This is a genomic window from Marimonas lutisalis (genome assembly GCF_005434965.1).
In the GTDB taxonomy this organism is placed as follows: Bacteria; Pseudomonadota; Alphaproteobacteria; order Rhodobacterales; family Rhodobacteraceae; genus Marimonas_A; species Marimonas_A lutisalis.
Window position 1 is genome coordinate 278,706 of record NZ_SKCI01000002.1, and the last position, 19,414, is coordinate 298,119.

20 protein-coding genes are annotated in these 19,414 nt (G+C 64.0%); 10 read left to right on the plus strand and 10 right to left on the minus strand.

All coding sequences use genetic code 11. From position 1 onward, the window contains the following. Position 1 precedes the first annotated feature (1 nt). The 3 genes from E0501_RS09485 to E0501_RS09495 all read left to right on the plus strand — a co-directional run bounded on the left by E0501_RS09485 (position 2) and on the right by E0501_RS09495 (position 2,563). Positions 2-985 carry an NAD(P)H-quinone oxidoreductase gene (locus E0501_RS09485; RefSeq protein WP_137701139.1) on the plus strand — a complete coding sequence of 328 codons (984 nt, stop codon included), beginning with the start codon at positions 2-4 and terminating at the stop codon, positions 983-985. Between the two features lie 25 nt (positions 986-1,010). Further along, on the plus strand, positions 1,011-1,985 hold the full coding sequence (locus E0501_RS09490; RefSeq protein WP_137701140.1) for a quinone oxidoreductase family protein: 975 nt from the start codon (positions 1,011-1,013) through the stop codon (positions 1,983-1,985). 245 nt (positions 1,986-2,230) lie between these two features. Then, the gene (locus tag E0501_RS09495; protein WP_193555897.1) at positions 2,231-2,563 is read left to right on the plus strand and encodes an H-NS histone family protein; all 333 of its coding nucleotides are present in this window, start codon (positions 2,231-2,233) and stop codon (positions 2,561-2,563) included. A 131-nt stretch (positions 2,564-2,694) separates the two neighbouring features. Here the strand turns inward: E0501_RS09495 and E0501_RS09500 are convergent, their stop codons facing one another. The 3 genes from E0501_RS09500 to E0501_RS09510 form a co-directional block, all read right to left on the minus strand. Beyond that, positions 2,695-3,642: a hypothetical protein gene (locus E0501_RS09500; protein ID WP_137701141.1), complete on the minus strand. Its 948-nt coding sequence runs from the start codon at positions 3,640-3,642 to the stop codon at positions 2,695-2,697. A gap of 166 nt (positions 3,643-3,808) precedes the next feature. Continuing rightward, positions 3,809-4,093: a hypothetical protein gene (locus E0501_RS09505; RefSeq protein WP_137701142.1), complete on the minus strand. Its 285-nt coding sequence runs from the start codon at positions 4,091-4,093 to the stop codon at positions 3,809-3,811. Positions 4,094-4,112: 19 nt separating this feature from the next. After that, a complete protein-coding gene (locus E0501_RS09510) occupies positions 4,113-4,748 on the minus strand; it encodes a ribonuclease T2 family protein (protein WP_137701143.1) in 636 nt (211 codons plus the stop codon). A gap of 119 nt (positions 4,749-4,867) precedes the next feature. On the opposite strand from E0501_RS09510, the gene E0501_RS09515 reads away from it, so the two are divergent. Together E0501_RS09515 and E0501_RS09520 are read left to right on the plus strand one after the other, a co-directional pair. Further along, positions 4,868-5,641, plus strand: coding sequence for a DUF1013 domain-containing protein (locus E0501_RS09515; RefSeq protein WP_235857803.1), 774 nt, complete (start codon positions 4,868-4,870; stop codon positions 5,639-5,641). Positions 5,642-5,757: 116 nt separating this feature from the next. Next, positions 5,758-6,207, plus strand: a complete 450-nt coding sequence (locus E0501_RS09520; protein ID WP_137701144.1) for a hypothetical protein — start codon at positions 5,758-5,760, stop codon at positions 6,205-6,207. Here the strand turns inward: E0501_RS09520 and E0501_RS09525 are convergent. Together E0501_RS09525 and E0501_RS09530 are read right to left on the minus strand one after the other, a co-directional pair. Beyond that, positions 6,204-7,352 carry a TIGR03862 family flavoprotein gene (locus E0501_RS09525; protein ID WP_137701145.1) on the minus strand — a complete coding sequence of 383 codons (1,149 nt, stop codon included), beginning with the start codon at positions 7,350-7,352 and terminating at the stop codon, positions 6,204-6,206. The genes E0501_RS09520 and E0501_RS09525 overlap by 4 nt on opposite strands. After that, entirely contained in the window at positions 7,349-8,680 is a 1,332-nt protein-coding gene (locus E0501_RS09530) for a mechanosensitive ion channel family protein (RefSeq protein ID WP_137701146.1), read from the minus strand. Before E0501_RS09530 ends, E0501_RS09525 begins: the two co-directional genes overlap by 4 nt. A 67-nt stretch (positions 8,681-8,747) precedes the next feature. On the opposite strand from E0501_RS09530, the gene E0501_RS09535 reads away from it, so the two are divergent. Then, positions 8,748-9,047, plus strand: coding sequence for an HNH endonuclease family protein (locus E0501_RS09535; RefSeq protein ID WP_137701147.1), 300 nt, complete (start codon positions 8,748-8,750; stop codon positions 9,045-9,047). Here the strand turns inward: E0501_RS09535 and E0501_RS09540 are convergent. The 4 genes from E0501_RS09540 to E0501_RS09555 form a co-directional block, all read right to left on the minus strand. Further along, positions 9,044-10,240 carry a hypothetical protein gene (locus E0501_RS09540; RefSeq protein ID WP_137701148.1) on the minus strand — a complete coding sequence of 399 codons (1,197 nt, stop codon included), beginning with the start codon at positions 10,238-10,240 and terminating at the stop codon, positions 9,044-9,046. The two genes, E0501_RS09535 and E0501_RS09540, sit on opposite strands and share 4 nt — an antisense overlap. A 66-nt stretch (positions 10,241-10,306) precedes the next feature. Further along, a complete protein-coding gene (locus tag E0501_RS09545) occupies positions 10,307-10,870 on the minus strand; it encodes a hypothetical protein (protein WP_137701149.1) in 564 nt (187 codons plus the stop codon). 33 nt (positions 10,871-10,903) lie between these two features. Continuing rightward, on the minus strand, positions 10,904-11,515 hold the full coding sequence (locus E0501_RS09550; RefSeq protein ID WP_137701150.1) for an enoyl-CoA hydratase/isomerase family protein: 612 nt from the start codon (positions 11,513-11,515) through the stop codon (positions 10,904-10,906). Continuing rightward, positions 11,512-12,264, minus strand: coding sequence for an SDR family oxidoreductase (locus E0501_RS09555; RefSeq protein WP_137701151.1), 753 nt, complete (start codon positions 12,262-12,264; stop codon positions 11,512-11,514). The genes E0501_RS09550 and E0501_RS09555 overlap by 4 nt, the downstream gene beginning before the upstream one ends. 178 nt (positions 12,265-12,442) lie before the next feature. Here E0501_RS09555 and E0501_RS09560 point away from each other — a divergent pair, with 178 nt between their 5' ends. The 4 genes from E0501_RS09560 to E0501_RS09575 all read left to right on the plus strand — a co-directional run bounded on the left by E0501_RS09560 (position 12,443) and on the right by E0501_RS09575 (position 17,744). Beyond that, entirely contained in the window at positions 12,443-13,927 is a 1,485-nt protein-coding gene (locus tag E0501_RS09560; protein ID WP_161594590.1) for a DUF2125 domain-containing protein, read from the plus strand. Positions 13,928-14,040: 113 nt separating this feature from the next. Then, on the plus strand, positions 14,041-15,558 hold the full coding sequence (locus E0501_RS09565) for a DUF2125 domain-containing protein (protein WP_137701153.1): 1,518 nt from the start codon (positions 14,041-14,043) through the stop codon (positions 15,556-15,558). A gap of 76 nt (positions 15,559-15,634) precedes the next feature. Then, on the plus strand, positions 15,635-16,981 hold the full coding sequence (locus E0501_RS09570; protein ID WP_137701154.1) for a TldD/PmbA family protein: 1,347 nt from the start codon (positions 15,635-15,637) through the stop codon (positions 16,979-16,981). Then, a complete protein-coding gene (locus E0501_RS09575) occupies positions 16,968-17,744 on the plus strand; it encodes a 3'(2'),5'-bisphosphate nucleotidase CysQ (RefSeq protein ID WP_137701155.1) in 777 nt (258 codons plus the stop codon). The genes E0501_RS09570 and E0501_RS09575 overlap by 14 nt, the downstream gene beginning before the upstream one ends. Positions 17,745-17,824: 80 nt before the next feature. Here E0501_RS09575 and E0501_RS09580 read toward each other — a convergent pair whose 3' ends face one another. After that, entirely contained in the window at positions 17,825-19,333 is a 1,509-nt protein-coding gene (locus E0501_RS09580) for a fumarate hydratase (RefSeq protein ID WP_137701156.1), read from the minus strand. Positions 19,334-19,414: the final 81 nt, after the last annotated feature.

Sequence of the window (19,414 nt, forward strand, 5' to 3'; positions counted from 1 at the left end):
GATGACAGAGATGATGAAAGCCGTTGAAATCTCGAAACCGGGCGGGCCCGAGGTTCTGGTGCCATGCGAGCGCCCCCGGCCCACCGCCGGGCAGGGCGAGGTGGTGATCAAGGTGGCCTGGGCGGGCGTGAACCGGCCCGACGCGCTTCAGCGGGCGGGAAATTACGCGCCGCCCCCCACGGCGAGCGACCTGCCCGGCCTCGAGGCCAGCGGCGAGATTGCCGAGGTCGGCCCCGGCGTGACCGAGTGGAAAGTGGGCGACAAGGTCTGCGCCCTGCTGCCCGGCGGCGGCTATGCCGAATACGTGATGACGCCGGCGGCGCATTGCCTGCCGGTGCCCGAGGGCATGGGGATGAAAGAAGCCGCCTGCCTGCCGGAAACGTATTTCACCGTCTGGACCAACGTCTTCATGCGCGGCGGATTGCAGGCGGGCGAGCGGTTCCTGGTGCATGGCGGCTCCTCCGGCATCGGGACGACGGCCATTCAGTTGGCGAACCACTTTGGCGCGCGGGTCTTTGCCACCGCCGGATCGGATGAGAAATGCAAGGTCTGCACCGACCTGGGGGCCGAGCGGGCGATCAACTACAAATCGGAAGATTTTGTCGAGGTGCTGAAGGCCGAGGGCGGGGCTAACCTGATCCTCGACATGGTGGGGGGCGATTACATTCCGCGCAATGTGAACGCGCTCGCCAATGACGGGCGGCTGGTGCAGATCGCGTTCCTGTCGGGGCCCAAGGTCGAGCTGAATTTCGCGCAGGTGATGGCGCGGCGGCTGACGATCACGGGCAGCACGCTGCGTCCGCAATCGGATCTGGCCAAGGCGCGGATCGCCGAAGAGCTGCGCACCCATGTCTGGCCGTTGCTGGACGCAGGCACGGTGGCGCCGGTGATGGACAGCGAGTTTGACCTGGAAAACGCTGCCGAGGCCCATGCCCGGATCGAAAGTCCGGGGCATGTGGGCAAGATCGTTTTGAAGGTGGGCTAGGCCCATTTCACAGGGAGACAGACCAATGACAAAAACAGTCATCATCGAAGAATTCGGCGGACCCGAGAAAATGCAGATCGTCGACCGTGCGGTGGGCGATCCGGGCTCGGGCGAGATTCGTATCCGGCACGAGTATTCGGGGCTGAACTTCATCGACGTCTATCAGCGCACCGGGCTTTATCCCAATGACCTGCCGCTGGCGCTGGGTATGGAAGGCGCAGGCGTGGTTGAGGCCGTGGGCGAGGGGGTGGCCCACCTGGCTGCCGGTGACCGCGCGGCTTATGCCAGCATGCCGCCGGGATCGTACTGCGAGGCGCGGGTGATGCCGGCCGCGCAGGTGGTGAAGCTGCCAGACGATATCGGCACCGATACCGCCGCCGCGATGATGCTGCAGGGCCTGACGGTGCAATACCTGTTTCACCGCACCACGCCCATTCAGAAGGGCGACACCGTGCTGTTTCACGCAGCCGCGGGCGGCGTGGGCCTGATTGCCTGCCAATGGGCGCGCTCGGAAGGGATCAACCTGATCGGCACGGCAGGAACGGATGAAAAATGCCAGATGGCGCTCGATCACGGGGCCACGCATTGCATCAATTACCGCAGCGAGAATTTCGCCGAAAAGGTGCGCGAATTGACCGATGGAAATGGCGTGGACGTTGTGATGGATTCGGTGGGCGCCGATACGTTCGAAGGCTCGCTCGATTCATTGAAACCATTGGGCATGATGATTTCCTTCGGCAATGCCTCGGGGCCCGTACCGCCGGTGAATATCGGCCTTCTGGGGCAAAAAGGATCGCTGAAAATCACCCGGCCGACACTGTTTACCCATATTGCCGATCATCACACCTGCCAGGCGATGTCCAAGCATCTTTTCGAGAAGGTCGAAAAGGGTGATGTGAAAATCAATATCGGCCAGCGGTTCAAACTGGATGATATCCGCGCCGCACATGAAGCGCTGGAAGCGCGGAAAACAACCGGATCCACGATTATTGAAATCTAGGGTTTTCCGGAGATCGGATTTTGACGCCATTTAGCACCCCCCAATAGGTGCTAAATGGCGTCTACTTCTTACCGGATGCACGTAAAACGGAAATTACCCGCGTATTTTTTACGTTTTTGAAAGAATTTCTTGCAATTGCCGGGCAAAGAAAGAGTGTTCTTCGTCATTGGATATTGGTTCCAAACACTCACGAAACAAAAAAACTGCTCGGGGGAAGAAACTTGGCAGAGAAGAACAAAATTACAATGGCGGATCTGAATGCCATGTCGCTTGGCGAACTCAAATCGCTTGAAAAAAAGGTCGGGAAAGCGATTTCGAAATTCGAAGAGCGCGAAAAGAAAAAAGCACTGGCTGCGCTGGAGCAAAAGGCCAAGGAAATGGGATTTTCCCTGGAAGAACTGACCGGTGCGGAAGCGACGAAAGGTCGTCGCGGCAAAGGCAAACCCCGCGGCAAGGTTGCACCCAAATACGCCAACCCGGCGGACCCGTCGCAGACCTGGACCGGCCGCGGACGCCGCCCCGCCTGGGTGACCGAGGCGCTGCAAGCGGGCAAGAGCCTGGACGACCTCTCCATCTGAGAGCGCACTTGATCAGGGAATTCGACGCGGGGAGGGGATGCCCCGCGTCGTTTTCTTTTCCGACTGCAGTTCTCAAACGCGTGCGGCGCTTCCGAAATTGCCGTTATCACGGCAGTGCGGTGCGCGCCCGATCAGAAAATGAATGCATCGGCCTCAACACTGGGCATGTTGTTCATCATGTCCAGAGCGTCAGCCAGCCCTCGCATATCCAGATCACCGTCAAAGGCACTCTGCACAGCGGAAACAATCTCGCTCGAGGAGAGAATGAAGTCGTCGTTCATATCAATTCCCTCGAGAAGAGCCGTCGTTCCCGCGTCGAAGCCGGCATCGAAATATGAAAAATTCACATCGTCGCTGCTTGCATTGGCCATTGCTGCGGTAGAGGCCCGCAACAGTGCGGCCTCGCCGCCACCCCGGGCGCTAAGTGCCTCCTGCAGGGTCGGGTCGTCAGAGAGCTTGCGGCTCCCTTCGACATCAACTCCGAAGAGTTCCTCATAGGAATCTGCAAACAACAAGCCGGTTTCGCCTTCGAAAATGGCCTGGTGGTTTTTCCAGAAGCCGGGCGTATTTCCCATGCCCGGTTCGGGCACGTCGCAGCCGCAACTTTCGAGATCACCAATTGTCATTTCATAGCTGTGCGTGCCGGCCTCGTCGCTCCAGGTGAAAAAGAGTGACGACCCTTCCAGAAGTGTTTCGGCGGACAGGTCGCTGTCGGAGGAGATGATCATGACCAGCGAATCCGCACTGTTTTCGTAATCGATCCGTCCGGCAAGATCATATCCGTCCGAGACCGGCAGGACCGTTCCGGTCTCGACCCATGATACAGAGATCGCATTGGCGTCGATCCGTCCGGTGCCGGCGGTCCCGTCTTCATCACCAACGAAATGGAAGAAGAGATCGCTGGTCGCGTCGCCCTGAATGTCGACGGCCAGCCCCAGTGTGTCCGCGATCGGATCACTCGGGTCCGTGTCTTCGATGAACAGCAGGACGTCGTTCATACCGTCGACTGTGAAATCGTAACAATACTTGATGTAAATCGTATACCCGTCCACCGAGTAGGTGGTGATAATCGGTTCCATGGCCAGCCCCCCTTGGTCAGCGCATTTCTGTTTGCAATCCTCCGCAAAATAACAGCGGATTGTGCCCCCACTATATCAACCGGACGACACGTTATGTTTCCATTCTTGGAAACAGTCTGTTTCGCTTAAACGCTCGGCCACATGACCACGCGGATACGTTGGCTACTCAAAGCCCCCCGGATGCCCAGCGGAGCAGCAACCACCATCCCGACAGCGCAGTGACAAAGGCAACGGAGCCCAAAAGCAGCGTCGACAAAAGGTTGAGCGCGGAAATCCCCCGCACCCACCAGCGCAGGCGCGGGTGCAGCGGAACGGCAAACCCGTTCAGCGCGGCCAGGATGACGGCGCAGATCAGGACCGCAGCAAGCCGCATGTGATGGCCCTGGGCGAGCCCGACCAGCAGCTTCATACCAAAGGGTAAGGCCAGGTTGATGGCGATCATCGCCGACACCCATCGGGCAAATGCGCGATCAGCGGATCGGGTCAAACAGCGCGTCCTTCATCCGGCAATCCTGCACCACGTCGCGGCCACAGGGCACCGGAGTCAGGTCCTTCGACAGGCAGATGCGGGCCTCCTGGATGCGGCCCTGCTTGCAGGTGATGGTGATCATGTCCGGCTCAAGCCCCGGGTTGGCCTTCAGGAATGCCTCTTCCACGATCTGCGCGGGAAGTTTCACGGGTTTCGCCAGCTTGCGAAAAATCGCCGGGCGGTTGATGCTTTCATATGCGCGGCGCGACAGGGCGTAATAGTCGGGCGCCGACAGCCCCGAACAGACCCCGTGTTTCTTCCATTGATACCACGCAAGGCCGCTGGTCCCCATGATATCGGCCATCTCATTGGTCAGGCCACGGTTCGGCTGGCGTTCGACCGTGAGGCAGAAGGCGGGCCAGCCGCGATGGAATTGCGGCCAGAGCCCGTGCAGCGTCCAGCCGAAATCATGGCGCGCATCGCATTGCGGAGAGTTGCGCGCATCGCCCTCGATCGCGCACCAGCTGGGCGACCAGCTGAGCGACAACACGTAATAGTCGAACACACCCGGGCGTTCGCCATCGGCGCGCGCCAGCGCCGCCCACAGCATCAGAACCACCGCCACCAGATACCGCATTCGCTCTTCCCTTCCGCTATCATCGGCACTATATACGCCGCGAGTTCCCCGACAACTCGATCCTTGGTCCCAGCGGCCAGCCCAATTCAGGGCACAGGGAAGTCATGCCCGGGGAAGATATGCGCTATGGAGGCGACGACATGGGTGAAAAACCGATCATGGCCAAGGCCACCGCGGTCTGGCTGGTGGACAACACGACGATCAGCTTCAAGCAGATCGCCGATTTCTGCGGCATGCACGAACTGGAAGTGCAGGGCATCGCCGATGGCGACGTGGCTGCCGGGGTGAAGGGGTTTGACCCGATCGCCAACAACCAGCTGACGCAGGAGGAAATCGACGCGGCCGAGGCCAACCCGGTGCACAAGCTGAAGCTAAAGTTCAACCCCGCCGCCGTGGGCGAGGAAAAGCGCCGCGGCCCGCGCTATACGCCCCTGTCCAAGCGGCAGGACCGCCCGGCGGCCATCCTGTGGCTGGTCAAGTTCCACCCCGAGCTGAGCGACGGCCAGATCTCCAAGCTGGTCGGCACCACCAAACCGACGATCCAGTCGATCCGCGAACGCACGCACTGGAACATCGCCAACATTCAGCCGATCGACCCGGTCGCGCTGGGCCTGTGCAAACAGTCCGAGCTTGACGGCGCGGTGCAGAAGGCAGCGAAGAAGAAAGCCGCCGAAGGCGCAGTGATGAGCGACGACGAGCGCCGCAAGCTGGTCTCGACCGAGCAGAGCCTTGGAATGGAAGCCGAACCGAAGATCCCCACGGCGATCGAAGGTCTCGAGACCTTCTCGCTGACGGGCGATGACGAGGACGAGAAGAAGGACGAGGACGACATCCTCGATGCCGACAGCTTCTTCAACCTGCCCTCGGGCGATGACGAGGAACAGCCGGACTGATCCCCCGGCCGATACCGAAACGACATGCCCCGCTGGCGCCCTGCCTGCGGGGCTTTTCTTTGCCCGCCGCGCAGGGTGGCTTGACCGCGCGGGCCCCGCGTCCGACACTGCTCCGCATGAGCGATCTGCCCCCCTTGCCCGACACGCCCTATTGGCGCGCCTACCAGGGCCGGTTTGCCGGCTTTCCGACCTGGCCCATGTTCGACAGATTCTGGCCGGTGCTGAAGGAGAGCGGCGGGGCGTGGTATATCCTTGATCTCGACAGTGGCACGCTGCCCGAAGCCCCGGCCAGTGCCGAGGCGTTCGAGGCGCTGATCGCCGAGGCCGAGGCGATGTATACGCCCGTGCGCAATCGCTCGTTCAGCGGGATCGTGTTTGCCGATGACGCGTCGGAACCTGCCTTTGTGAAATTGTTCGATCCCTGGAAGATGGGCGCAAGCTGTGGCAGCTCGGGCGAGCGGATCATGCCGCGCTGGGTGCTGAGCCGGATGAAACCCGACGCGCTGCCGCCCGGCGAAGAGCCGGATAAGCCAAGGCGCGGCCTGCTCTCGCGTTTGACGCGCTAGGTGACGAACCCCGCGGCATGCCGACCGGCCCAGCGGCCCGTGGCCAGGCAGGCGGTCAGAAGGTAGCCGCCCGTCGGCGCCTCCCAGTCCAGCATTTCACCGGCGGCGAACCATCCGGGCCGGTCGCGGATCATCAGCCCCTGGTCCAGCGCGTCGAACCGCAGGCCCCCCGCGGTCGAGATCGCCTCGTCCAGCGGGCGCGGGCCCCGGTGTGGTACCGGCAAAGCCTTGAGAAGCGGCGCCAGGTCGTCGGGCAGGGGGCGGGCGAATTCCATCACCAGCGCCTGTTTGACGGGGTCGAGGTTCAGCCGCTTGCGCAGGGTGTTCGGCAGGCTTTCCTTGGGCCGCCGCCGGGCCAGTCGGGTGCGGATCTGCTCCTTGCTCAGGTCCGGCAGAAGATCGAGCGTCAGCGCTGCGCCGTCGCGCATCGCCGCCGAGACGGCATAGATGCCACCGCCCTCGATCCCGCGCGCCGAGATCACGAACTCGCCGCGCGCCGTGCTGGCGCCGGCTGTCAGGATCACGTTCTTCACCGGCTGGCCGAAATGCCGGGTCATGTGTTCCGACCAGTCGATGACAAAGCCCATGTTGGCGGGTTTGAACGGAGCTATCTGATCGGCGGGAAACGCCCCGCTCCATCGTCCATCCGAGCCCAACCTGGCCCAGCTTGCCCCGCCGCAGGCCAGAACGGTGACATCGGTGGTCAGGTCCCGCGCGCCATCCGGCGTGTCGAACCGCGCCTCGCCCAGCCAGCGCCATCGGGTGTTCAGCGTCACCCCCAGCCCATCGAGCCGCGCCAGCCACGCACGCAAGAGCGGCGAGGCCTTCATCGCTTTCGGAAAAACCCGGCCCGACGAGCCGGTGAAGAGCTCCTGGCCCAGCCCTTCGGCCCAGGCGCGCACCTCGTTCGGGCCGAACTCTTCCAGCATAGGGCGCAGGTTCTCCGCCGCCGCGCCATAGGCCGAAAGAAAGGTCTCGAACGGTTCGTCCTTGGTCAGGTTCAGTCCGGATTTCCCGGCCATCAGGAATTTGCGCGCGGGGCTGGGTTTGGCCTCGGCCACGGTCACGCGCAATCCGGCGCGCGCCATTTCTTCCGCCGCCATCAGGCCCGCGGGGCCCGCACCGATGACCAGCGCCGTGCTCACGCCTCGTCTGTCTGCGGGTTGCGCATCTCGATCACCCGGCGCGGATAGGGGATTTCGATGTCGTGCTCTTTCAGCGCGTTCCAGACCGCGAACAGCACCCGCGGCGTGAACTTGTTGCGGCCGTCGTCGATGCCGTTCACCCAGAACTCGATCGCGAAATCGATGCCCGAGTCGCCAAAGCCGCGCAGCTCGCAATCTGGGTCCAGTTCGCCGTTTTCGCCGCCGGTCAGCACGAAATCGAGCTTGCTCACGGCCTCTTCGATGATCGCGGGCACGGTGTTGATATCGGTGTCGTAACTTACCGAAAACGGCGCCTCGTAGCGATTGGCGCTGCCCGCGTCGGAATAGTTCACCACGCGGGTGGTGATGAAATGTTCGTTCGGCACCACGATCCAGCGGCCATCATAGGTTTCCAGAATGGTCGCGCGGGCCATCATCTTGACGATGGTGCCGGCCTCGCCGCCGTCCAGTTCGACATAGTCGCCCACCGTGGCCTGCCCCTCCAGCAGAAGGATCACGCCCGAGATGAAGTTCGACGCAATCTGCTGCAGGCCAAAGCCGATACCCACGCCGATCGCGCCGCCCAGCACGGCCAGCGACGTAAGCGAGATGCCCATGATGTTCATCAACAGCAGGAAGGCTGCGCCGAAGATCGCCACCTCGGCCGCCTTCTGCGCCAGCGTGCGGGTGGCCGGGCGCATTTCTTCCTGGCTTTCGATGAAGGCGGTGGATTGATCGTTCGACCAGCGGCCCAGCCAGAAAAGGAGCGAGCCTGCGATCAACCCACGCACCAGCGCCATGACCGAGAAGCTGATATTGCCCAGCTGGATCACCGTTTCGCTCAGTTTCGCGGTGACAAGGTCCAGAAGGCCCACGGCATAAAGCGCCATCACCGGGATGAGCACGTAGCGGCCCAGCAGTTTCAGGAACGGGTCGCTGATGATCTCGCGCACCAGGATGCGGGCGGCAAGGAGCAGGAAGACCCGCTTGCCGAAGGCGATCACCGCGCCCGAACCGAAAAGTGAGAGCGTGACGGATTCGCCGATGCCGGTAAAGACATAGGCCAGAAGCGGCAGGATCAGCGGCAGGAAGAGCAGCACGAAACGCCGTGCCTTGGCGATGATGTTGGTCTGTTCCTCAGGTGGGCTCAGCAGTTGCGAGATCACCGGTTTCAGGCGACGCGCGACCAGAAGCGCCAGCAGGTAGGCCGCGATCAGCAGGCCGAACTGCGACCAGGCCGCGGGCGACATCAGCCAGCCCTTGGCAATCTCCCAGCCCTGCAGCGCATAGTCCATCGCCTGCTGAACGATTTCCGGTTGGCCTTCCATATCCGTCTCCCACTCGGTAACCCGGGCCCATGCATTGCCGATTGACCGCCCCAACGCAAGAGAGCCGATGAGCGAGAGCGATCCGATCTGCCCGCTTTGCGGCCGGTCCATCCCTGCGGACGTGCCGCAAAGCCGTCACCACCTGGTGCCGCGCCTGCGCGGCGGCAAGGGGGGCGAAACCGTGCTTCTGCACCAGATCTGCCACAACGAGATTCACGCCAGTCTGAGCGAGACGGAACTGGCGCGCGACTACAGCACCATCGCGGCCCTGCGCGCGCATCCGCGTCTTGAGAAATTCATCCGCTGGGTGGCGAAACGCCCGCCGGCCTTCAAATCGAAAACGCCGGGCCGACGGCGGCAGCGCTAGGCCGTGCCCTCGGCGATCAGCCACTGGTTCAGCCGCCACATCGCCCAGGCCAGCGGGATCGCCGCCAGACCGCCGATGACATAGGCCAGCGGTTCATCCCCGAAGCTTTCGAAGGCCTGGGTATAGGCGTGGATCGCCGCAAAGGTCATCGCCGTGTTGAAAAGGCCGCGATGCGCGCGATGGGCCGCCCAGGCGATGATCGCGGCCAGCGCGATCGCCCAGAGAACGGTATAGACGTTTTCCGAGATCACGATCGCGGTTGCGCGGAACGCCTCGCGCGCATCGCGGAACTGTGACCAGCGGTCCTGCCCGCTGAACTCGGCGATCTGGGGTCCCCAGATCGTTTCGCCAATGGCATCGCCCCAGAGCGAGCCGACCAGCGCGCAGAGATTGGCGATGATGAACCCGAGGATCGCCAGGATGCGGGCGTGGCGCGCGATGCGTTCGGGCACCTGCGCGGCCAGCACCATGCAGACCACGATCAGCAGCGCCATCTGCAGGATCGAAAGCGTGGGTTCGGGCGAATAGAACACATAGGCCGCGTGGAAATAGGCCGTGCCGGTATCGAGCATCTGGGCAAAGGGCGCAATCGCCAGCGCCGTGACCAGCCGCACATCCACCAGCCAGCCCAGCCCGGCCAGCCCTGCGGCGGCGTAAAGATAGAACACCGACTTGACCAGCCCCGCCTGATCATTCTGCGCCAGCCAGAAACCCAGCCCGAAGATGTGAAAGGCAAATCCCATCAACAGGATTGATCCGGTCACGAAATGCGACGCCCCGCGCCAGCGCAGAAAGGCCATGGCGAAAACCCCCACGAGGATCAGCCCGCCCAGCGTCATCACCGGGCCGGCGGCGTTCTCGTATTTGTCCAGAAGCTCCACCGCGGCACCGCCGATCAGCATCCCCGCTCCGATCAGGGCGGCGGCATTGCCGAACATGCGGAAGGTCTCGCCGCCTTTCGCCAGGATGCCCAGCCCGAGGATCAGCAGCACCGTGCCCAGCATCGCCACCGACAGCGCATCGGCCAGCCAGAAGATGAAGCCCAGCGTCGCCGCCAGGATGCCGAACGTCAGGATCGCGTTGATTGCCAGCGCGACCATCGTGTCACGCGCCCGCGCCTCGATCTCGCGGGCCTGATCGGGGGTGATCACCCCGTCGGCGACAAGCGTCTCGGTATCGGCAACGGCATGCATGAGCGATCCTCCTGAACTGATAGAGTAGCAAGGTTTGCGGGTTTGCCTATCGCAATCACCACTTCATCAATCCACTGCATGCGCGAAGAACAGCGACAGAAGAAAAAGAAGAATGGCCGTCAATATCACGACACCAGCGGCCCGCTCGTTTGATAGCGGGCGGTCGCGGTTGAAAAGGCTTGGCCGAGATTGCCGCAGGACAAGCCAGAAAACCACGGCCCCCTGAACGCCGAACGGCAAGGACACCGTGGCCTCATATGGCAGATCAGCCAGCGCGTCGGACAGGGTGTAGGGGTAGCGATTGTCCGGGCCTTCTGACAACGAGATCAGGATCGAGCCAAGACCGAATGTGATGGAGGCAAGCAAACTCATCGCCGCCCCCGCGAGAACCGCGTGGACCCAACCCGTCCAGCCCCGTCGCAGACTGATCCGTGCGATTGGAGCGCCGATCAACGTGGCGACTATGGAAAAGGGAAGTACAACGAACAGGAAGAACGGGCCATTTACGCCGAACGGGACACCCTCGATCAAGAGGCGCGACGAAATCCATCCAAGCACCATTGCGGCCGGCGCCACAATCGCTGCGGCGCGGAGCAAAAGCGGTCTTCCGATTTCCCGTTCATCCGTCATGCCGGGTGAGGCTCCGCGATATGTCGGGCGCGATCAATTGGTGCACAGCGCCTTGATCTGCGCGGCGATCTCGGGGCGCGCGGCCAGCGTGTCGGCGGCGATCTCGCGGGCGGTGTCCAGCAGGGTGTCGGGTTCGGCGATGCGGTCGATCAGGCCCATCTGCAGGGCCTCTTCGGCCAGGATCTTCTGCCCGCCCATCAGGATCAGCTTGGTGCGCGCCGGGCCGATCAGCGCCGCCATGCGCCCCGGATCGGACGGCTGCGGCAGGAAGCCCAGCTTCATCACCGGGTAGAAGAATTTTGCCCCCGGCACCGCCAGCCGCAGATCGCAGGCCAGCGCCATGCCCATCGCGCCGCCCGCCAGCGTGCCGTTGAGCGCGGCGATCGACAACCCCGGCAGCGCCGCGATCGCGCCCGAAAGACGCTCCCACAGCGGGCTGGTGGCGAGGCCGGCCTTGGCCGCCTCAAGATCGGCACCGGCGGAAAACACCTTGCCGCGGCCGGTCAGGATCAGCACGCGCGCCTCCTGCGCGGCTTCGGCGATCTCGGCCAGTTCCTCCAGCATCTCCGCGGTCAGCGAATTGGCCTTGTCGGGGCGGTTGATGGTGGCGATCCACAGGCCGTCGTCTTTTTCCAGCTCGATCATGCCACGCCGATCCTCTTGCGAATGGCCTCGTCGCGCAGCGAAATCTCCTCGCCCAGGAAGTCGTCGGCATCATTGCCGCACATCCACAGCAGGCATTGCGCGGGCCATTCGGGCGGGATGTGATCCTCCCATTCGAGCGCGCTTACCGGGTTGACGCCGCTGGCCTTGATCTCGCGCTGCATCTGCGTGGCCACGGTGCCGGGCGACAGTCCCATGATGCGCAGGCCCTTCTGCGCGGCCTCCATGTGGGCGCACATGGTCAGCATCGCCGCCCCGGCCTTCGAGGTGCAGTAATGGCTCCAGCCTTCCAGCGGGTGATGCGCCGCGCCGGAACTGATGGTGATGATCGTGCCGCCGCCGGCCTTCTCCATCACCGGCATCGCTGCGCGCATCCCGTAATAGACGCCCTTGAGGTTGATATCGATCACCTGGCCCCAGTCCTCGGGGTCCGAGGCATCGAGATGCGAAATCGGCTCGATCACCCCGGCATTGCCGATCAGGATGTCCAGCCCGCCGAACGCCTCCACCGCCAGGTCGACCGCAGCCTGCACGTCCGCGTAGCGGCTGACATCGCAGGCCACGGCCCGCGCCTGCGCGCCGATCTCATCGGCGATGCGGGTAATCTCGCCCTTGCCGCGCGCGGCCAGCACCACGTTGGCGCCCTTTTCGGCGAAAAGCCGCGCGGCGGCTTCGCCTATTCCGCGGCTCGCGCCGGTTATCAGCGCGGTCTTACCTGTCAAGTCATCCATTCGCGTCTCTCCCTCGTTGCCTGCCCTGTGGTAAACCCGTGCCCGGACGTGGTCCAGCCCGATGAAGGGTTGATTCTCTCGGGGCAAGGGCTGAGACTGAGCCACGAATTTCGAACGAAAGGACACTCGCATGTCGAAATGGATGAATTTGAGCGGGACGACCGCGCTAGTGACTTTGATGACCAGCTCCGCTGCCTTTGCCGATGTCACGGCACAACAGGTCTGGGGCGACTGGAAAAGCTATTTCGAAACCTTCGGCTATTCCGTCACCGGGTCCGAGGCGACTTCGGGCGATACGCTGACCGTCACGGACATGACGCTGGGCATGGACCTGCCCGAAGGCGCCGGCGCGATTTCGATCGTCCTGCCCGAGATGAGCTTTACCAACCAGGGCGATGGCACCGTGGCCGTGGGCGTGCCGGAAACCATGCCCGTGGTGGTCGACGTGGCGCCCACCGGCGAAGAGCCGGTCAAGGTTACCGTGGATTACAACAACACCGGCTTCTCGATGATCGTGTCGGGTACCGCCGAAGAGATGACCTATACTTATTCGGCGGCGGAAATGGCGGCGATCCTGAAAGAGCTGATCGTCGAGGGCGAAGCGATCCCGATCAACGCGGCCGAGTTCACCTTTGCCAATGTCAGCGGCAGCTCGGTGATGAAAATGGGCAACCTGCGCAACCTGGAACAGGTGATGAATGCAGGTCCCATCAGCTATAACGTGGATGTCGCCAATCCTGACGACTCGAACGAATTCATGCGCATCAAGGGCGGCATGGACAAGATCGCCTTCCAGGGCACCGCGGCCTATCCGATGGGCGGCGGGTTCGATCCCAACAACATGCATGCCATGTTGCAGGCCGGGTTCGCGTTTGATGGTGGCTTCGAATACCAGGGCGGCAAGATGAATTTCCACTTCATCGACGGCCAGGAAGAGATGATGACCAACACCTCGACCGAGTCGGGCGCCTTCGATATCGGCATGTCGACCGACGGGCTGAAATACGATGTGATGTCGCGCGGCGCGACGATGGACCTGCAGGGCGGCGACATTCCCTTCCCGGTCAACCTGAAATTCGGCGAGGCCGGGTTCAAGCTGCACATGCCGGTGACGAAATCCGACGAAAGCCAGGAGTTCGCCTTGGGCATCACGCTGGGCAATTTCACCATGTCCGACATGATCTGGGGCATGTTCGATCCTGCCGGCCAGCTGCCGCGCGATCCGGCCACCATCGCGGTGGATCTTGCCGGCACCGGCAAGCTGGGCTTCGACCTGCTCGACCCCGAGCAGATGGAAGCCGTCGAAAGTGGCGAAATGGGCATGCCGGGCGAGGTTGAATCGCTGACCATCAAGGATATCGAGGTCACCGCCGCGGGCGCCTCTCTGACGGGTACGGGCGCGTTTGAATTCGACATGCAGTCGATGATGATGTCGGGCGGCATGCAGGGGTCGGACGGGACGCTCGACCTGCGCCTTGCAGGCGCCAACGGCCTGATGGACAAGCTGGTCGCCATGGGTCTCGTGCCCGAGGATCAGGTGATGGGCGCGCGCATGATGCTGTCGATGTTCGCGGTGCCCGGCGATGGCGATGATGTCCTGACCTCCAAGATCGAGGTCAAGAAGGATGGCCAGATTCTGGCCAACGGCCAGCGCCTGCAATAAGCGCAGCGCCGAATCCATGACAAGGCCGCCGGGCAACCGGCGGCCCTTTCCTTTTGGCGGGCCTGTCCCTAGGGTCGCGGCAGTCTTGAACCCGTTATGAAAGGTATTTGTCCATGACCCGCCTGCTTGCCAGCACCGCGCTTTGCGCCAGCCTCGCAACCCCCGCCCTGGCCGATCTTACGGTGCAAGAGGCCTGGGGCATCTGGAAGGCCCAGTTCCGCGCCTACGGTGTGACCCTGGACGCCAGCGAAACGCCCGAGGGAGAAGCGCTGCAGATCGGGGAAATGCGGCTGTCCTTTGCGTTACCCGAAGGGATTGGCGAGGTTTACACCACATTTCCCGGCCCGCGTTTTGCGCCCGGCGATGGCGGCACGGTCACCGTCACTTTCCCCGAAGTGATGGACATTACCCTGGGTGGCGAGGTTCAGGACGAAGGCGCGGCGCAGGTAACGTTGCAGATGCGCGGCACGTCCCAGCCCGGTGTGATGGATGGCACTGCGCAGGAGGCCACGACGACATGGGCAGGGACGGGCATGACTGGCGCGCTGACCGGCCTGAGCGTCGAGGGTGAGGAAGTGCCGGACGTGACGGCCACGGTTACCCTGCTGCCCTACGAGTTGCGCAACACCACGCGGCTGAACGGGGCCACGGTGGAGATGACGCAGAGCGCCAGGTATGACGGCTATGATGTCGCCTATGGCGTGGTGCTGCCCGAAGCTGCGGGCGGAACGATGGATATGAATGGCGCCGCCACCGGCATGCGGGTCGAGTCGCGCTCGGTGCTGCCGTCGTCGGGGCTTGACCTGATGGACCTGCACACCCAGTTGCGGGGCGGGTTGTCACTGGCCAGTCGTGTCACCGCCGAAAGCACGCGGTCGGCGCAGAAGGTGATCGCCGGCGGCGAGGTGATCATGGATCAGGCCACAAGCGCCGAAGCCTATGACATCTCCATGCAACTCGATCGTGCCGGGCTGGATTATTCCGGCACGGCAGGCGCGTTCCAGGCCGATGTGCAGGACCCCACCATTCCGATCCCCCTGCGCTTTGGTGGCGAAGCGGTCGATTTCCGCGTCAAACTTCCGCTCTTGAAATCCGAACTGGCGCAGGACGTGATCATGCGCATGGGTCTCAAGGGGCTGAGCGTCCAGGAAGACCTGTGGGCGATGTTCGACCCCGAGGCCAGGCTGCCGCGTGATTCGGCCGATATTGTGATCGACATGTCGGGCCGCACGACGCTGATGATGGATCTCGTCGATTTCCCCTCGATGATCGCGGGCGACATCCCCGACCTGCCCGCCACGGCCGAACGCGCCACGCTGAACGAGCTGGTGATCGCCGCCCTTGGCGCGCGGCTGACGGGTGCGGGCGATTTCACGCTGGATATGGATGATCTCGAGAGCTTTGACGGACTGCCCCGCCCCGAGGGCAGCGCCAGCTTTACCGCGACGGGTGTGAACGCGCTGATCGACACGCTGGTCGAGATGGGGCTGATGAGCGACGACGACGTCACCGGCTTTCGCATGATGGCGGCGATGTTCACAAGGCCGGGCGAGGGCAATGATACCCTGTTGTCCGAGATCGTGATCAACGCCGAAGGCCAGGTTCTGATCAACGGCCAGCGCATCAAATGACCGGCGTGCGGGGCCTTGGCCTTGCACGGGGCGGGTGTGCGGTCTACCTGAATGATGATCACGCAGGAGACCGCGCATGAGCCAATCGCTTGAACACCTGACGCAGGCCCTTCTGGACGCCGCGCAAAAGGCGGGCGCCGACGCCGCCGATGCCATGGCCGTCGATGGCCGTTCGATTTCCATCGATGTGCGGGCGGGCCAGCTGGAACAGGCCGAACGCGCCGAGGGCACCGATCTGGGCCTGCGCGTCTTCGTCGGCCAGCGGCAGGCGATGGTCTCATCTTCGGATATCCGTCCCGAAACCATGATGGCGATGGCCGAACGCGCCGTCGCCATGGCCCGCGAGGCGCCCGAGGATCCCTATATCGGCCTCGCCGATCCCGATCAGCTGGTGCGCGACTGGGACGTTGCCGCGCTGGAACTGGCTGACCCCGCGCCCGAGCCCGACCCCGCCGAGCTGGAAGACCAGGCCCGCGCCGCCGAGGCCGCCGCGCTGGCCGTCAAGGGCGTCAGCCAGGTGCAGTCCGCCTCGACCGGCTATTCGTCGCGCCGGGTGCACCTGGCCGCCACCAACGGCTTTTCCGGCGGCTATGCGCGCACCGACCGCTCGCTTTATGCCGTGGCCATCGCCGGCGAAGGCAGCGCGATGGAGCGCGACCACGACGGTGACAGCCGTATTTTCCAGGCCGACCTGCGCGGCGCGCAGGAGATCGGCCAGACCGCGGGCGAACGCGCGGTTGCCATGCTGGGCGCGAAAAAACCGCCCACCGGCGCCTATCCGGTTCTGTTCGACGAGCGCATTTCCTCGTCCCTCGTCGGCCACCTCCTGGGCGCTGTGAACGGCGCGGCCATCGCGCGTGGCGCCTCGTTCCTGCGCGAGGACCTGGGCAACCGCATCCTGCCCGAGGGCCTGTCGATCATCGAAGACCCGCACCGCCCGCGCGCCACCGGCTCGCGCCCCTTCGATGCCGAGGGTCTACCCACGCGCAAACGCGCGGTGGTGGAGAACGGCGTTCTGATGGGCTGGACGCTGGACCTGGCCAATGCGCGCAAGCTGGGCATGGAAAGCACCGCAAATGCCGCGCGCGGCATCGGCAGCGCGCCGTCGCCCAGCACCTGGAACGTGGCGCTGACACAAAGCGACAAGAGCCGCGCCGACCTGCTGGCCGAGATGGGCACCGGGCTTCTGGTGACCTCGCTGATCGGGTCGACGATCAACCCCAACACCGGCGATTATTCGCGCGGCGCGTCGGGCTTCTGGGTCGAAAACGGGCAGATCACCTATCCGGTGAATGAATGCACCATCGCCGGGAACCTGCGCGAGATGTTCGCGGGCATGCAAACCGCCAATGACGCGCGCCCCTGGCTGTCGCGCGTGGTGCCGTCGATCCTGATCGAGGGGCTGACGCTTGCCGGATCCTGATCTCGAGATCCTGATCGGCGCCGCGCAGGAGGCCGGGCGCATCGCCACCGGGTTCTTCGGCACCCGCTTTGCGTCCGAGGACAAGCCCGGCGGCGCTGGCCCGGTGACCGAGGCCGACCTGGCCGTCAACGTCATGCTGGAACAGACCCTGCGCGCCGAGCGCCCGGGATACGGCTTCCTGTCCGAGGAAAGCGAAGACAGCGATGCGCGCCTTTCGCGCGAGCGCGTGTTTATCTTGGATCCGCTCGATGGCACCCGCAGTTTCATCAACGGTGAAAAGACCTGGGCGCATGCGCTGGCCGTGGTCGAGAATGGCAGACCGGTTGTCGGCGTTGTTTACCTGCCGCTGCTCGACCTGCTTTATGCCGCCACGGCGGGGGGCGGGGCGACGCTGAACGGCGCTCCGATCCGCGCGTCGGGGCGGAAAGATGTGCAGGGATGCACCGTTCTGGCTGCGCGCCCGGCTTTGGAGCCCAGGCGCTGGAAGGGCGGTGCGGTGCCGGATGTGAAACGGGTCTACCGCCCGTCGCTGGCCTATCGTCTCGCCCTGGTGGCGGAGGGGCGCTATGACGCGATGATCACCCTGCGCGACAGCTGGGAATGGGATATCGCCGCCGGGGCGCTGATCATGGAAGAGGCCGGCGCCGTGGTGACCGATAGGCACGGCGCGCCGCTTCTCTTCAACAACCCGCACCCGCAGGTGGCGGGGGTCGTTGCCGGGTCCCCGGGGGTGCAGGCCGGGTTGCAGGCGGGCTTGGCGTGACGCCGAAAAGGGCGAGGGCGGGCTGAAGCCCGCCCTACGATATCCGCAGATGTAGGCCGGGCTTCAGCCCGGCCTCCCCTTTACGCGGTCTCGGCGATCTTCTTCTTCCACTCGGCCGGGCCCGAGCGGTGGATCGAGTTGCCCTCGGTATCCACGGCCACCGTCACCGGCATGTCCTCGACCTTCAGCTCATAGATCGCTTCCATGCCCAGGTCCTGGAACGCCACCGGCTCGGCCTTCTTGATCGCTTTCGACACCAGGTAGGCCGCGCCACCCACGGCGATCAGGTAGGCCGCCTTGTGCTTGGCGATCGCCTCCAGCGCCACCGGCCCGCGCTCGGCCTTGCCGACCATCAGTTTCAGGCCGGTATCGGCCAGGATACGGTCGGTGAACTTGTCCATCCGGGTCGATGTGGTGGGGCCTGCCGGGCCAATCGCCTCGTCGCCCACGGCATCCACCGGACCCACGTAATAGATCGCGCGGTTCTTCAGGTCGACGGGCAGGTCCTCGCCCCGGTCCAGCATGTCGATCATCCGCTTATGCGCGGCATCGCGGCCGGTGTAGAGCGTGCCCGACAGAAGCAGCGTTTCGCCCGGCGTGAGCGAAGCAACGACATCGTCGGTCAGGTTGTCGAGGTCGAGCTTGCGCGCCTGTGCGCCCGCCGCATCGAGCAGGATGTCGGGATAGCTGTCCATCGACGGCGGGGTAAACTCCGCCGGGCCCGAGCCATCGAGCGTGAAATGCACGTGCCGCGTGGCCGCGCAGTTCGGGATCAGCCCGACCGGCAGCGAGGCCGCATGCGTGGGCCAGCTTTTCACCTTCACGTCCAGCACGGTGGTGACACCGCCCAGGCCCTGCGCGCCGATGCCCAGAGCATTGACGCGCTCGTAGATCTCGATGCGCAGCTCCTCTGTGCGGTTCGAGGGGCCGCGCTTCAGCAGTTCCTGCATGTCGATGGGCTCGCTCAGCGATTGCTTGGCCAGCGCCATCACCTTGTCGGCATTGCCGCCCACGCCGATGCCCAGGATACCCGGCGGGCACCAGCCCGCGCCCAGCGTTTCCACCGTGTCGACCACCCAGTCGGCGACGTTTCCGCTGGGGTTCAGCGTGGTGAATTTCGACTTGTTCTCGGAGCCACCGCCCTTGGCCGCGACCTCGACCTCGACCTTGTCGCCCTCGACCATTTCGACGGTCAGCATGCAGGGCGTGTTGTCGCCCGAGTTCTTCCGCTCGCCGAACGGATCGACCACCACGCTGGCGCGCAGCGGGTTGGTGTCGCGCTGGTAGCCGCGGCGCGTGCCTTCGTCGGCGATGTCCTGCAGCGAGCGTTTGAGTTTCAGCGGCGCCTCGACGCCTACCTTGATGTGGATGTTGGCGGCGCCCGTGTCCTGGCAGATCGGGCGGCGGCCCACGGCGCACATGCGGCTGTTGACCAGGATCTGCGCCATCGCGGCTTTGGCGCCGGGGTTTTCCTCGCGCTCCCAGGCCGCGCTCATCGCCTCGACGAAATCGGCGGGGTGATAGTAAGAGATGTATTGCAGCGCCTCGGCGATGCTTTCGATCAGGTGGTCTTCGGTGATCTGGGCCATTCTGGGCAGCTCCTCTATCTCGCTCCGAGAGTCGGGGGGCGTTTTAGCAGCCTTTGGCGCCAAGGTAATCCGAAAAATTGT